Below are 13,556 nucleotides of genomic sequence, written 5' to 3'. Positions count from 1 at the left end.
ACCGAGGAGGAAATATGTCCCACGCTCTGCACCGCCGGGGCCTGACGGCCCTGGTCCTGGCAGGTGTCCTGGCGTCCGGGCTGGCCGCCTGCGGCGGCGACGACTCCGCCAGTGGCGGGTCCGACGACCCGATCTCCATCGGTACCTCGCTCCCGCTCACCGGCGAGTTCTCCCAGCCGGGCCAGGCGGCCGAGCAGGGATACCGGATCTGGGCGCAGACGGTCAACGACAACGGGGGCCTGCTGGGACGCGACGTCGAGCTCGTCGTCAAGGACGACGCGTCGAACCAGAACACGATCGTCGCCGACTACAACGCGCTGATCGGGCAGGACAAGGTGGACCTCCTCCTCGGCACCTTCTCCTCGCTGCTCAACCTGCCGGCCTCCGCCGTCGCGGAGAAGAACCAGATGATCTACATCGAGCCGGCGGGCGGGTCGCCGGAGATCTTCAGCCGAGGGTTCGAGTACCTCTTCTTCGCCCAGCAGGCGACCGCCGACCGTCAAGGCCTGGTCTTCGCCGAGTGGGTGGCGAACCTGCCTGAGGACCAACGTCCGAAGACCGCGGCGTACCCGACCCTCGACGACCCCTTCGCCGCACCTGTCGTCGAGGGTGCCCGCTCGGCGCTGGAGGAGGCCGGCGTCGAGACGGTCTACGAGGAGACCTACGCGATCGACACACGGAACTTCGACACCATCGTCAGCGCCATGAAGAACGCCGATCCCGACCTGGTCTTCCACGGTGCGCAGTTCGAGGACGGCGTCGGGATGACCCGCTCCATGCTCAAGGCGGGGTTCGCACCCGAGATGTTCTTCCAGACCAACGCCCCGTCGTTCGGCGAGCAGTACGCCGACGGAGTCGGGCCGGACAACACCGAGGGCGTGTTCTACGCGGTGAGCCACCACCCCGACGCCGACACCCCCGGCAACGCCGACTTCGTCAAGGCCTACGAGGCCGAGTACGGAGGCCTCCCGCCCGAGGACGCCGCCGACGCCTATGCCGCAGGCCAGGTGCTCCAGACTGCGGTCGAGGCGGTCGGCAGCATCGACGACCAGGGCGCGATCGCCGATTGGCTGCGCGAGAACGAGGTCGACACCATCCTCGGCCCACTGTCGTGGGACGAGACCGGTGCGCCCCAGGGTGAGTTCCTGATCGGGCAGTGGCAGGACGGCGAGGCACAGATCGTGCTGCCGGAGGAGGCCTCCACCGCGAAGATCACCGCCACCTGGACCCCGGGCGGCGCCGGCTGATGACCGAGCTGCTCCAGACCCTCCTCCTCGGGTTGCTGCTGGGCGGCGTCTACGCCCTGGCGGCGAGCGGGCTGACTCTGATCTTCGGTGTCATGCGGGTGATCAACATCGCCCACGGTGCCTTCCTCATCCTGGGTGCCTTCGTCGCCTACTGGCTGTGGGACTCCTTCGGCATCGATCCCCTCCTGGCCACCCTGCTCACCACCCCGATCGTGTTCGTGATCGGCTGGCTGACCTACAAGGTGGCGGTCTCGCCGGTCCGTACTGCTCCGATGGCCTCCACCGTCCTGCTGACCTTCGGCCTCGCGCTGGTGGTGGAGGGGGCGATGGGGGAGATCTGGGGCAACAGCTCGACCGCGATCCGCCCGTCGTACGGCGACGAGTCGTTCCGGTTCGCCGGACTGTTCCTGCCGAAGGCCCAGGTGTACGGCGGCGTCATCGCCGTCGTGGTCCTCGTCCTGCTGTGGATCGTGCTGACCAAGACCTGGCTCGGGCGCGCGATCCGCGCTGCCGCGAGCAACCCGGCCTCCGCCGAGCTGGTCGGCATCAAGGTCGCCTCGGTGGCGGCCCTGGTCTTCGCCCTCGGGATCGCGGCCGCGGGTGCCGGCGGGGCGATCACCGGTGTGCTCTACCCCTTCGTGCCCGGCTCGCACTACCAGTGGATCGCCCGCCTGCTGGCGATCGTGGTCCTGGGTGGCCTGGGCAGCCTCAACGGCGCCGTGCTCGGCGCCTTGATGTTCGGGATCGCCGAGACCATGACGGCGGCGTACGTGTCGCCCGCCTGGGCGACCGCAGTCCCCTACGCCATCGTTTTCGCCGTGCTGCTGATCCGGCCCCAGGGCCTCCTCGGCGCCAAGCTCCGAGAGGATGCGGTCGCCGCATGAGCTCCCCCACCGCCCCCGTGGACGTCCCGCGGAGCCCGTGGTCCCGGATCCAGCCGATCTGGGTCGGCCGGGTCGTCGCGTTGGCCGCGGGCGTGCTGCTGGTGGTCTTCCCGCTGGTCAGCGACGACCTCTACTACGAGAACATGATCATCCTGTCCCTGGTCTTCGCGATCGGTGCCAGCGGGCTCAGCATCATCTCCGGTTTCGCCGGCTACATCTCTCTGGGCCAGGGCGCGTTCATCGGTCTGGGTGGCTACACGATCGGCGTCCTGGCGACCAAGCTCCCCGACACCAACGTGTGGCTGTGGGTTCCGGTCGCCGGCGGGGTCGCTGCGCTCGTCGCCCTGGTGCTGGGCCTGGTCTCGCTGCGCTCGCGGGGGCCGTCGTTCGTGATCATCACGGTCGCGTTCCTCTTCCTCGTGCAGGTGATCGCGGTCAACTGGGTCTCCCTGACCAACGGCACGGCGGGGCTGACCTTGCCGCTGCCGACCTGGGACCGCGACATCGCCAACCTGCCCTTCCACTACACGCTCCTCGGCCTGTTGGGCCTCCAGCTGCTGATGACGTGGTGGATCCGGCGGACCAAGCTCGGGATGGGCCTGATCGCCATCCGCGAGGACGAGACCAAGGCCGCGACGATCGGCATCAACCTGCCGACCCAGAAGATCATCGCGTTCATGGCCAGCGCCCTGGTCGTGGGGATGGCCGGTGCCGTCTACGGCTACTACCTGACCTTCATCGACCCGCGGGGCATGTTCAGCATCCTGCTCAGCGTGCAGCTGGTGCTCTCGATGCTGATCGGCGGCAAGGCCACCCTCTGGGGCCCGGTGCTCGGCGCGTTCCTCATCGAGTGGCTCAACGAGACCGCCAACAACGACTGGGGCGGCGGCAACATCCGGCTGTTCCTCTTCGGGGGACTGCTGGTCGTGGTGGTGATCTTCCTGCCCAAGGGCATCCTGCCCGCCATCGAGTCCGGCCTGGCCTGGGCCCGGACCCGGGGCAGGGCCGGCCTCGTCGGCGCCCGCATCGGCTCCGGCGGCAGCCTCGCCTCGATCACCGACCGGGTGCAGGTCGTCGACCGTGCCGAGATCCCTGATCGGCCGGTCCTGGAGGTCAAGAACCTGGTCAAGCACTTCGGTGGCGTCAAGGCGGTCGACGGTGCCTCGTTCGTCGTACCGGAGGGGTCGATCACGGGACTGATCGGACCGAACGGGTCGGGCAAGACGACGATCTTCAACCTCATCGACGACACCGTGCACGCCGACTCCGGAGAGATCTGGCTCGACGGCCAGCGCATCGACGGCCGGCCGTCCTGGGACCGGGCGCACCGCGGGCTCGGCCGGACCTTCCAGATCACCCGCCTGTTCCGCGAGATGACGGTGCTCGAGAACGTCGTCGCCGTGCAGCGCACCTTCTCCGTCGCCCAGCTCGGCCGGGTCGCGGTGAGCGGCGCCGAGGCGCGAGCCGCCGACGAGCTGCTGGAGTACGTCGGGATGCGAGCGTTCCGGGACCAGAAGGCCCACGCTCTCTCCTACGGCCAGCAGAAGCTGGTCGAGCTCGCCCAGATCCTGATGCTCGACCCCAAGGTGGTCCTGCTCGACGAGCCCGCCGGTGGCATCAACCCGGCGCTCATCGAGCGGATGGGCGAGATGATCCGCGAGCTCAACTCCTACGGCAAGACGTTCTTGCTGGTCGAGCACAACATGCCGTTCGTGCTCGGCCTGTGCGACCCGATCCACGTGCTGGCCCGCGGGAGGACGATGACGTCCGGCACGCCGGACGAGATCCAGCGCGACCCGGCCGTCATCGACGCATACCTGGGCGACGACTTCGTCCTCGAGGGGAAGGTGGAGGCATGAGCGAGCCCATGCTCACGATGCGGGGGGTCGTGGCCGGCTACGGCGGCGGCGACGTTCTCCAGGGGGTCGACATCACCGTCCCGACCGGCTCGGTGGCGTGCATCGTGGGCCCGAACGGCGCCGGCAAGTCGACGGTGCTCAAGACGGTCAGCGGCCTGCTGAGCCCTCGCCTGGGTGAGGTGCACCTGCAGGGCCGGCCCATCCAGCGGGCTTCGGCGTCCCAGATCCTCGAGCTCGGCATCTCCCAGGTGCCTCAGTCGAACGCGCTCTTCCCCACCATGACGGTGCGGGAGAACGTCCTCCTGGGCGCTTACATCATCCGGCGCAGGAGTGCGCTGGTGAAGGAGCGCTACGACCAGGTGGCCGCGTTGTTCCCGCTGGTGGCAGACCGCTGCAACGACAGCGCGGGCAACCTCTCCGGAGGTCAGCGACGGATGGTGGAGTTCGCCCGCTCGCTGATGCTCGACCCCCAGCTGCTGCTCCTGGACGAGCCGTCCCTCGGGCTGGACCCCAAGGCGTTGCAGGCGCTGTACGCCTCGGTCATGGTCCTGCGCGACAGCGGGAAGACGATCCTGATCGTCGAGCAGAACGTGCGGTTCGGGATGAAGATGGCGACCGACGGGATCGTGATGGAGTCCGGCAAGGTCATCACCCAGCGCGAGGCCGGCGCGATCCTCTCCGACCCGCACCTGGCCCAGATGTACTTCGGCGGCACGGTCGCGCCCGTCGCGGGCGAGGTGGTGCCGGACGTGCCGGTGGTCAGCGGTCCGAACGGGAGGCCGCCGGGGCCCAGCGACCCTCAGCCGAGGTAGCGCACCTCGACCGGCGACTCGGCGACGTCGGGGGCCTCCAGGGCGTCCTCGACGTCCAGCGCGTCGCCGGAGAGGTGGACCCGGTAGGCCCGCGCCTCGGGGCGGGAGGAGACCGCCTCGGCCAGCGCGCCGTCGCGGAAGACCAGCGCGCAGCCGTCGTCGGCGGCGTACCCGGACGGCAGCCGGCGGGTGCCGACGAGGTCGAGGTAGGTGGGGCGCCGGTCGGTCTCGCCGTCGTAGTGGGGGCACGACGAGCCGGGCAGCAGCCCGAGCCCGTCGGGGAGCGGGGCGAGCGGGCCGAAGGAGTCGGTGACCGACGCCTCGAACCAGCAGTTCATCCCGGCGCTGATGCCCGCGAGCACCACGCCGTCCTCGGCCGCCTCGCGCAGGATCGTGTCGAGGCCGTGCAGCCGCCACAGGGCCAGCAGGTTCGCGGTCGAGCCGCCGCCGACGTACACGACGTCCTGGGAGAGCACGAAGGAGCGCAGGTCCCCCGCGGGCAGCCCGGGGATCTCGTCGTAGCGGAACAGCTGGAGCGTGCTGGTCTCCGCCCGGCCGGCGAACGCCTCGCGGAACCGGTCCTGGTAGTCGACGGAGTCCCCGCTGGCCGTCGGCACGAAGCACACCCGCGGCAGGCCGCCCGCCCCGCGCCGCCGGGTCGCCAGCGAGAGCAGGTGGTCGTCGAGCAGCGGGTTGTCGGGCTCCATCGAGAAGCCGCCGCCGCCCATGGCCATGATCGTGGTCGTCATGCCGCGATGGTGTCAGCCGAGGACGACCTCCGCCGTCGACGCACCGGCCGGGAGGGTGAGGTCGGCTGTGGCGCCGCCGGCCGAGACGGCGTACGTCCCCGCCCAGCCGGACACCTCGACCCGCCCCGCCTCGTCGGTGCGCAGCGTGGTCGGCGCGAGCCACCACTCCTCGCGCAGCAGCGAGTGCAGCGCGTCGTACGCCGGCTTGGGGCTGCCGTCGGCGCGGACCAGGCCGGCGGGGGCGCCGAGCCAGGCGCCCCGGTCGGTGATCCCCCAGTACGTCACCGACGCGACCGCGGGGTGGGCCAGCAGCGTCCGGTAGTGCGCGACGACCTCCTCGGCCTGGCGCTCCTCGCCGGCGGGCGTCGAGGGCCAGGAGTCGACCACGTGGTCGTTGAGGTCCTCGACGTCGGGCGGCATCAGGTCGCCGGAGAGCAGCGTGGTCTCGGTCAGGTGCAGCGGCAGCCCGTGCCGGGCGAACCGGTCGAGCACCTCGAGCGTCCGCTCCTCGCCCCACCAGCCCTGGTGCATGTGGCTCTGCAGGCCGATCGCGTCGACCGGCACCCCCGCGGCGAGGACCTCCTCGACGAGCCGGTCGTAGGCGGGGGACATGTCGAAGTCGTTGAGCACGTACGTCGCCGTCGGGTCGCCGGCCCGGGCCTCCTCGAAGGCCAGCCGCACGGTCTCCACCCGGCCGAGCCGGCGGCACAGCCGGGTGATCGCGTTCTCCTGCTCCTCGTTGGCGAAGACCGGCATGATCACCGCCTCGTTGATCGCGTCCCAGGTGCCGACCAGGCCGGCGAGGTCGGTGGTCTCGCGGCGCACCCGCGCGCGGACCGTCGCCTCGAGCTCGTCGTCGGGGAGCCCGCGCAGCCAGTCGGGGGCCAGGGTGTGCCACACGAGCGGGTGGCCCTTGACCGCGACGTCGCGGTCGCCGAACCAGCGGGCCGCGGCGCGCAGCCGCTCGGTGTCGGTCCGCCCGGGCTCGGGCTCGAAGCCGGCCCAGTAGAAGGGCAGGGTCGCGACCTCGAAGAGGTCGAGCCAGAGCCCGGCCAGGTCCTCGGCGCCCGCGAGCCCGGCGCCGCCGAAGACGTCCGCGCCGCCGCCGGGCGCCTCGGTCGGGAGCCCCGCCTCGGCCGCCGCGAGGGGGACGAGGTCGAAGCCGATGCAGCCCAGGGCGACGGCGTGCCGCCGCTGCTCGACGACGACCTCGGCGAGGTCCAGCGGGGTCCCGTCGGCGCGACGGACCGTCACCGACGCGGTGCCGCGACGGTGCTCGTAGGCATCGGTCATGGCCGCTGACCGTAGTCGTGGAAAACGTTATCGACAACGATTGACAAGCCGGTCGGACCGGTGTCAGTGTCCTGTGACCCACATCACTGAGGGGTGGGGCCTGACAAGAGGGGTTTCCATGGCGAAGAGGACACGGAGCGCGGCGCTGGCCGTGCTGTGCGTGGGCGTGCTAGCGGCCGCCGGCGCGTGCGGGAGCGACGACGAGTCGTCGTCCGGCGGGGACGCCAACACCATCACCTGGTGGCACAACTCGAACAACGAGCCCGGCAAGGGCTTCTACGAGCAGGTCGCGAAGGACTTCGAGGCGGACAACCCGGGCGTCGACGTCCAGGTGACCGCCATGGCGCACCAGGACATGGTCGACAAGCTCGCCGCGGGCTTCCAGAGCGGTGACATCCCCGACGTCTACATGGAGCGCGGCGGCGGCGAGCTCGCCGACCACGTGGAGGCCGGGCTGACCCGCGACCTCTCCTCGGACGCCTCCGAGGAGATCGCCGAGATCGCCGAGGGCACGCTGGCCGGCTGGCAGGTCGACGGCAAGACCTACGCGATCCCGTTCTCCGTCGGCGTCGACGGGTTCTGGTACAACAAGGAGCTCTTCGAGCAGGCCGGGGTGGAGGCAGTGCCGGAGACGATGGCGGAGCTGATGGACGTCATCGACCAGCTCAAGGCCGCCGACATCACCCCGATCTCCGTGGGCGCCGGGGACAAGTGGCCGGCCGCCCACTACTGGTACTTCGCCGGCGTCCGCACCTGCTCCCAGGACACGCTCAACTCCTCGATGGAGAGCATGGACTTCTCCGACCCGTGCTTCGTCCAGGCCGGTGAGGTCGTCGAGGACGTCGTCGCGGCCGAGCCGTTCAACCCCGGCTTCCTCACCACGCCCGGCCAGGAGGGCGCGAGCTCGGCCTCCGGCCTGCTCGCGACCGGCAAGGTCGCCATGGAGCTCCAGGGCCACTGGGAGCCCGGCGTCATGCAGGGCCTCACCGACGACGGCAAGGGGCTCGGCGAGAAGACCGGCTGGTTCCCCTTCCCGCAGGTCGAGGGCGGGGCCGGCGACCCGGCCGGACAGCTCGGCGGCGGCGACGCGTGGGCGGTCGCGGAGACCGCGCCCGATGTCGCCGTCGACTTCGTGAAGTACCTCTTCTCCGACGAGGTGCAGCAGGGCTTCGCCGAGAACGACATGGGCCTGCCGACCAACCCGGACGCGATCGACTCGCTCTCGGACCCGGCGCTCAAGGACCTGATCCAGGTCCGCGACGAGGCGGCGTACGTCCAGCTGTTCTTCGACACGCTGTTCGGCGCGTCGGTGGGCGGCGCGATGAACGACGCGATCGCGTTGCAGTTCGCCGGCCAGGCCGACGCCCAGGACGTCGTCGACGCCACCCAGCAGGCCGCCGACCAGGAGAAGTGAGCAGCTCGTGACCTCGACCGGTGCCGCCGTCGCGGCCACCCCGGCAGCGGCGCCGACCGAGGGCGACGGCGCCCGGCACCCCTCGGTGCCGGGCGCCCCTCCGGGCAGCTCGCGGTGGCGGCAACGGCTCGAGATCGCCCTGTTCGTCACACCCGCGCTGGTCCTGATGGCGACGTTCGTCGTCTGGCCGGTGATCTCGGCGGTGCGGATGTCGTTCTTCCGCTGGAAGGGCTTCGGCCCGATGGACGACTTCGTGGGCCTGCGCAACTACGAGCAGGTGCTCACCGACAGCGTCTTCAAGGACGCCGTCGTGCACAACCTGACGATCGTCGGGCTCTCCATCGCGGTGCAGCTGCCGCTCGGCCTGCTCCTCGCGGTGCTGCTCAACCGCCGCATCCGCGGGCGCGGGCTGCTCCGCACCATCGTCTTCGTGCCCTACGTGCTGGCCGAGGTGATCGCCGGCGTCGTGTGGTTCCAGCTCCTCCAGCCGCGCAGCGGCCTGGTGGAGTCGATCCTCACGACGATCGGCATCACCCCGCCCGAGCAGGGGTTCCTCGGCACCCCGGACCTGGCGCTGTGGACCGTCTTCGTGGTGCTGACCTGGAAGTACCTCGGCCTGGCCGTGCTGCTCTTCCTCGCCGGCCTCCAGGGCGTGCCCGACGAGCTCTACGAGGCCGCCCAGCTCGACGGCGCCAGCTGGTGGCAGACCCAGGTCCGGGTCGCGCTGCCCCTGCTCGGCCCGACCATCCGCACCTGGGCGTTCTTGTCGATGATCGGCTCGCTCCAGCTCTTCGACATGGTGTGGATCCTGACCGGCGGCGGCCCCGCCAACGCCACGACCACGATGGCGACCTACCTGGTCAGCCAGGGCACCCAGCGCGGCAACTACGGCATCGCCGGCGCCGCCTCGGTCGTGCTCTTCGTCGTGGCGTTCGTGATGGCGCTGCTCTACCAGGTGCTCGTGCTGCGGCGCGACACCGCCGACCAGCGATGAGAGGCCGACGATGACGACGCTCCAGGAGCTGCCCCCCGTCGCCGACGAGCCCGAGCCGCGCTCCTCGCACGGCCCGGGCGGCGCCCGGGGCCGGCGCGGCCGGTCCTTCGGCGGCGGCGGTCCGCTGGTCTACCTGCTCGCCCTCGCCGTGGTGGCGCTGACGCTGGGCCCGGTGCTCTACGGCGCGCTCGGCGGCTTCCGCAGCAACGAGCAGCTCATCCGCGACCCCGCCGGCCTGCCCGACCCGTGGGTGACCGACAACTACGAGCGGGTCGTGTCGAACCCCGACTTCTGGGGCTACGCGCTGAACTCGACGGTGATCGCCCTGATCACCACCGTGCTCGCCGTGATCGCCGGGGTGATGGCGGCCTACCCGCTGGCGCGCTACCAGTTCAAGCTCCGCGAGCCGCTGTTCATGGTCTTCGTGCTCGGCCTGCTCTTCCCGGTGGCCGTCGCGATCATCCCGCTGTTCATCCTCATCACCCGCGACCTCGAGCTCGGCAACACCTGGTGGGGCGTGGCGCTGCCGCAGGCGGCGTTCGCGCTGCCCACGACCGTGGTGATCCTGCGGCCCTTCCTCATGGCGCTGCCGCGGGAGCTGGAGGAGGCGGCGTTCATCGACGGCGCCTCCCGGATCGGGGTGTTCCGCCACATCGCGCTGCCCCTGGTCGTGCCCGGCCTCGTGACCGTCGGCGTGCTGGCGTTCGTGACGTCGTGGAACGCCTACCTGCTTCCGCTCCTGCTGCTCCAGGACGACATGCGTACGCTGCCCCTCGGCGTGGCGGACTACTCCACGCAGTACTCCGCCGACACCGCCGGCGTCCTGGCGTTCACGACGATCGCCATGATCCCCGCTCTGGTGCTCTTCCTGGCGATGCAGCGGCGGATCGTCAGCGGCCTGCAGGGCGCGGTGAAGGGATGAGGGGCACCGAGGTGGACGTGGAGCAGCAGCCCGGGACGACGAGCGCGTCCGGCGGCCGCGTGACGATGCAGCAGGTCGCGGCCGAGGCGGGGGTGTCGGTCTCGACGGTCTCGAAGGTGCTCAACGGCCGGTACGGCGTCTCCCCGGCGACCTCCCAGCACGTCATGGGGGTGATCACCCGCCTGGGCTACGAGGCGAGCCTGGTCGCGCGGAGCCTGCGCAACCGGCGTACCAACGTCATCGGCGTCCTCGTCGCGGACTTCGAGCCGTTCAGCACCGAGGTGCTCAAGGGCGCCGCCGACGCGATCCGCGACTCGGGCTTCGAGCTGGTCGCCTACTCCGCCGGCGGCCGTGTCGACGAGCACGTCGGCTGGGAGCGGCGCTACCTCTCCCGGGTGATGGGCACCCTCGTCGACGGCGCGGTGCTGGTCACCCCGACCGTGACCGACGTGCAGTACGACGGGCCCGTGGTCGCCGTCGACCCGCACACCGGCCGCTCGAGCCTGCCCACCGTGGCCGGGGACAACCTCCAGGGCGCGCGCCTCGGCGTCGACCACCTCATCGGCCTGGGCCACACCCGGATCGGGATGGTCACCGGCCGCCCCGACCTGGTCTCGGCCCAGTTGCGCGAGCGCGGCTTCCGCGAGGCGCACGCCGCCGCAGGGCTGGACGTCGACGAGTCGCTCCTGGCGCTCGGCGCGTTCGAGACCGAGCAGGCCCGCGTCGCCGCCCACCGGCTGCTCGCGCTGCCCGAGCCGCCGACCGCGGTCTTCGCCGCCAACGACCTCTCCGCGCTGGCCGTCCTCGAGGTCGCCCGGGAGCGCGGCCTCGACGTGCCCGGCGACCTGTCGGTGATCGGCTTCGACAACGTGCCCGAGTCCGCGCTGTCCGACCCGCCGCTCACGACCGTCGAGCAGCCGATCCGCCGGATGGGCCACGACGCGGTCGCGCTGCTGCTCGGGCTGCTGGACGGCGCCCCGGTCGCCGACACCCAGCTCACCCTCCCCACCACGCTGGTCACCCGCCGCTCCACCGCGGCGCCCCGACCCGCCTGATCCCCCGAACGGAGCGGTCGCGTGACCGACCCCTGGCAGGACACCACCCTCCCCGTCGACGTCCGCGTGGGCGACCTCGTCGCCCGGATGACGCTGGCCGAGAAGGTCGCTCAGCTCTCCAGCATCTGGGGCGTCGACCCCGACGTCGGCGACATGGCGCCGATGCTGCGCGAGGCGCTGGCGGCCGGGCAACGCTTCGAGGACCTCGTCCGCGACGGCCTCGGGCAGCTGACCCGCCCCTTCGGCACCGACCCGGTCGAGCCCGCCGCCGGGCTGCGCGCGCTCGCCGAGCGCCAGCGCCAGGTCGTGGCGGCCAACCGGTTCGGCATCCCCGCCCAGGTGCACGAGGAGTGCCTCACCGGGCTCGCCGCCTGGCAGGCCACCGCCTACCCCAACCCGCTGTGCTGGGCCGCGACCTTCGACCCCGACCTCGTGGAGCGGATGGCGGCGCGGATCGGCACCACCATGCGCGGCCTCGGCGTCCACCAGGGCCTCGCGCCCGTGCTCGACGTCGTCCGCGACCTGCGCTGGGGGCGGGTCGAGGAGACGATGGGCGAGGACCCCTTCCTCGTCGGGCTCCTCGGCAGCGCCTACGTCCGCGGCCTGGAGAGCACCGGCGTGGTCGCCACCCTCAAGCACTTCGCCGGCTACTCCGCCTCCCGCGCCGCGCGCAACCACGCGCCCGTCGCGCTCGGGCCGCGCGAGCTCGCCGACGTGATCCTGCCGCCGTTCGAGATGGCGCTGCGCGCCGGCGCCCGCTCGGTGATGAACTCCTACACCGACACCGACGGCGTCCCCGCCGCCGCCGACCGCGCGCTGCTCACCACCCTGCTGCGCGACACCTACGGCTTCGAGGGCACCGTCGTCGCCGACTACTTCTCCATCGCCTTCCTCGAGTCGCTGCACCACGTCGCCGAGGACCTCGAGGAGGCCGCCCGGCTCGCGCTCGAGGCCGGCATCGACGTCGAGCTGCCCTCGATCAACGCGTACGGCGGGCCGCTGCTCGCCGCGGTCGCCGCCGGGCTGGTCGACGAGAAGCTCGTCGACCGGGCCCTGCTCCGCGTGCTGCGCCAGAAGTGCGAGCTCGGCCTGCTCGACCCGGGCTGGGCCCCGGCGGAGGCCGGCACCGGCTCCGACCCGATCCTCGACCTCGACCCGCCGGAGGCCCGGGCGCTCGCGCTCGAGGTGGCCCGCCGCTCGGTCGTGCTGCTGGCGAACGAGGGCGGCGCGCTGCCCCTCGCGCCCGGCGCCCGGCTCGCGGTCGTCGGCCCCCGCGCCGACACCCCCGAGGCGATGCTCGGCTGCTACTCCTTCCCGATGCACGTGCTGGTCCACCACCCCGGCACCGAGCCCGGGCTGGAGATCCGCACCGTCCGCGAGGCGCTCGCCGAGACCTTCGAGGTCACCTCCGCGCTCGGCTGCCCGGTGCTCGGCGGGTCCGACGCCGACATCACCGAGGCCGTCGCGGTCGCCACCGACGCCGACGTGTGCGTCGTCGTGCTCGGCGACCGGGCCGGCCTGTTCGGCAACGGCACCTCCGGCGAGGGCTGCGACGTCGCCGACCTGCGGCTGCCCGGCCGCCAGGAGGAGCTGCTCGAGGCGCTGCTGGCCACCGGCACCCCGGTCGTCGCGGTGCTCCTCGTCGGTCGCCCCTACGACCTCACCCGCCAGGTCGACCGGCTCGCCGCGCTGGTGTGCGGGTTCTTCCCGGGTGAGGAGGGCGCGACCGCCGTCGCCGACGTGCTCGCGGGCCGGGTCGCCCCGACCGGCCGGCTCCCGGTCTCCTTCCCCGGCCCCGGCTCGACCCAGCCGTCGACGTACCTCGCCTCGACGCTGGGGCAGCGCAGCGAGGTCAGCTCGGTCGACCCGACCCCCCTGTTCGCCTTCGGGCACGGACTGTCCTACGCCGCCGCGACCTGGGGGGACGCGGCGGCGTCGGGCTCGACGTGGGCCACCGACGGGACCTGCGAGCTGGTGGTGCCGCTGGTCGGCCACCCCGAGCAGGCGACGTCGGAGGTCGTGCAGGTCTACCTCCACGACCGCGCCTCCTCGGTGGTGCGGCCCGTGCAGCAGCTGATCGCCGCGGCGCGGGTCGACCTGGCGGCCGGGGAGCGGACGGAGGTGCGCTTCGAGCTGCACGCCGACCTGACCTCGTTCACCGGCCGGGACCTGGTGCGGCTGGTCGAGCCGGGGGCCGTCGAGCTGCGGGTGGGTGCCTCGAGCGCCGACATCCGCTCGGTCGTGGAGCTGCGGCTCACCGGCTCGGTGCGCGAGGTCGGCCACGACCGGGTGCTCGAGCCGGCCGTCACCGTCGTCCGCGGCTGAGC

11 protein-coding genes are annotated in these 13,556 nt (G+C 72.0%); 9 read left to right on the top strand and 2 right to left on the bottom strand.

All coding sequences use genetic code 11. The features are described 5' to 3' along the window. Positions 1-14 precede the first annotated feature (14 nt). Genes HPC71_RS19680 through HPC71_RS19665 form a run of 4 tightly spaced genes read left to right on the top strand, consistent with a single transcriptional unit; the run spans position 15 to position 4,802 of the window. The gene (locus tag HPC71_RS19680) at positions 15-1,247 is read left to right on the top strand and encodes an amino acid ABC transporter substrate-binding protein (RefSeq protein ID WP_154612530.1); all 1,233 of its coding nucleotides are present in this window, start codon (positions 15-17) and stop codon (positions 1,245-1,247) included. After that, positions 1,247-2,131, top strand: coding sequence for a branched-chain amino acid ABC transporter permease (locus HPC71_RS19675; protein ID WP_154612531.1), 885 nt, complete (start codon positions 1,247-1,249; stop codon positions 2,129-2,131). The genes HPC71_RS19680 and HPC71_RS19675 overlap by 1 nt, the downstream gene beginning before the upstream one ends. Then, the gene (locus tag HPC71_RS19670; protein WP_154616581.1) at positions 2,128-3,990 is read left to right on the top strand and encodes a branched-chain amino acid ABC transporter ATP-binding protein/permease; all 1,863 of its coding nucleotides are present in this window, start codon (positions 2,128-2,130) and stop codon (positions 3,988-3,990) included. Before HPC71_RS19675 ends, HPC71_RS19670 begins: the two co-directional genes overlap by 4 nt. Continuing rightward, complete coding sequence (locus HPC71_RS19665) at positions 3,987-4,802, top strand: ABC transporter ATP-binding protein (RefSeq protein WP_216656482.1); 816 nt, start codon at positions 3,987-3,989, stop codon at positions 4,800-4,802. The genes HPC71_RS19670 and HPC71_RS19665 overlap by 4 nt, the downstream gene beginning before the upstream one ends. Here the strand turns inward: HPC71_RS19665 and HPC71_RS19660 are convergent. Then, positions 4,790-5,551, bottom strand: a complete 762-nt coding sequence (locus HPC71_RS19660) for a Type 1 glutamine amidotransferase-like domain-containing protein (RefSeq protein ID WP_154612533.1) — start codon at positions 5,549-5,551, stop codon at positions 4,790-4,792. The genes HPC71_RS19665 and HPC71_RS19660 overlap by 13 nt on opposite strands. A 12-nt stretch (positions 5,552-5,563) precedes the next feature. Continuing rightward, the gene (locus HPC71_RS19655) at positions 5,564-6,844 is read right to left on the bottom strand and encodes an endo-1,4-beta-xylanase (protein ID WP_154616582.1); all 1,281 of its coding nucleotides are present in this window, start codon (positions 6,842-6,844) and stop codon (positions 5,564-5,566) included. Positions 6,845-6,962: 118 nt separating this feature from the next. Here HPC71_RS19655 and HPC71_RS19650 point away from each other — a divergent pair, with 118 nt between their 5' ends. From HPC71_RS19650 to HPC71_RS19630, 5 genes are read left to right on the top strand one after another with little or no spacing between them, the layout of a single operon-like run. After that, entirely contained in the window at positions 6,963-8,258 is a 1,296-nt protein-coding gene (locus HPC71_RS19650; protein ID WP_154616583.1) for an ABC transporter substrate-binding protein, read from the top strand. Positions 8,259-8,265: 7 nt separating this feature from the next. Then, positions 8,266-9,252, top strand: a complete 987-nt coding sequence (locus tag HPC71_RS19645; RefSeq protein ID WP_253943809.1) for a carbohydrate ABC transporter permease — start codon at positions 8,266-8,268, stop codon at positions 9,250-9,252. A 10-nt stretch (positions 9,253-9,262) separates the two neighbouring features. Next, positions 9,263-10,174, top strand: a complete 912-nt coding sequence (locus tag HPC71_RS19640) for a carbohydrate ABC transporter permease (protein WP_154616584.1) — start codon at positions 9,263-9,265, stop codon at positions 10,172-10,174. Positions 10,175-10,185: 11 nt separating this feature from the next. Next, complete coding sequence (locus HPC71_RS19635) at positions 10,186-11,229, top strand: LacI family DNA-binding transcriptional regulator (protein ID WP_253943808.1); 1,044 nt, start codon at positions 10,186-10,188, stop codon at positions 11,227-11,229. 21 nt (positions 11,230-11,250) lie between these two features. Further along, positions 11,251-13,554, top strand: coding sequence for a beta-glucosidase (locus HPC71_RS19630; RefSeq protein WP_253943807.1), 2,304 nt, complete (start codon positions 11,251-11,253; stop codon positions 13,552-13,554). The last annotated feature ends 2 nt before the right edge of the window (positions 13,555-13,556 follow it).

The sequence above is a fragment of the Nocardioides marmotae genome, assembly GCF_013177455.1.
Classification (GTDB): domain Bacteria; phylum Actinomycetota; class Actinomycetes; order Propionibacteriales; family Nocardioidaceae; genus Nocardioides; species Nocardioides marmotae.
Note: the sequence above shows the minus strand (reverse complement) of the source record. Positions and strands in the feature narration are given on the sequence as shown.

Bases quoted from the DNA above. Each gene is read 5' to 3' on its own strand.
- HPC71_RS19655 (WP_154616582.1), bottom strand. From the start codon at position 6,844: ATGACCGATGCCTACGAGCACCGTCGCGGCACCGCGTCGGTGACGGTC.
- HPC71_RS19670 (WP_154616581.1), top strand. From the start codon at position 2,128: ATGAGCTCCCCCACCGCCCCCGTGGACGTCCCGCGGAGCCCGTGGTCC.
- HPC71_RS19675 (WP_154612531.1), top strand. From the start codon at position 1,247: ATGACCGAGCTGCTCCAGACCCTCCTCCTCGGGTTGCTGCTGGGCGGC.
- HPC71_RS19665 (WP_216656482.1), top strand. From the start codon at position 3,987: ATGAGCGAGCCCATGCTCACGATGCGGGGGGTCGTGGCCGGCTACGGC.
- HPC71_RS19660 (WP_154612533.1), bottom strand. From the start codon at position 5,551: ATGACGACCACGATCATGGCCATGGGCGGCGGCGGCTTCTCGATGGAG.
- HPC71_RS19640 (WP_154616584.1), top strand. From the start codon at position 9,263: ATGACGACGCTCCAGGAGCTGCCCCCCGTCGCCGACGAGCCCGAGCCG.
- HPC71_RS19680 (WP_154612530.1), top strand. From the start codon at position 15: ATGTCCCACGCTCTGCACCGCCGGGGCCTGACGGCCCTGGTCCTGGCA.
- HPC71_RS19650 (WP_154616583.1), top strand. From the start codon at position 6,963: ATGGCGAAGAGGACACGGAGCGCGGCGCTGGCCGTGCTGTGCGTGGGC.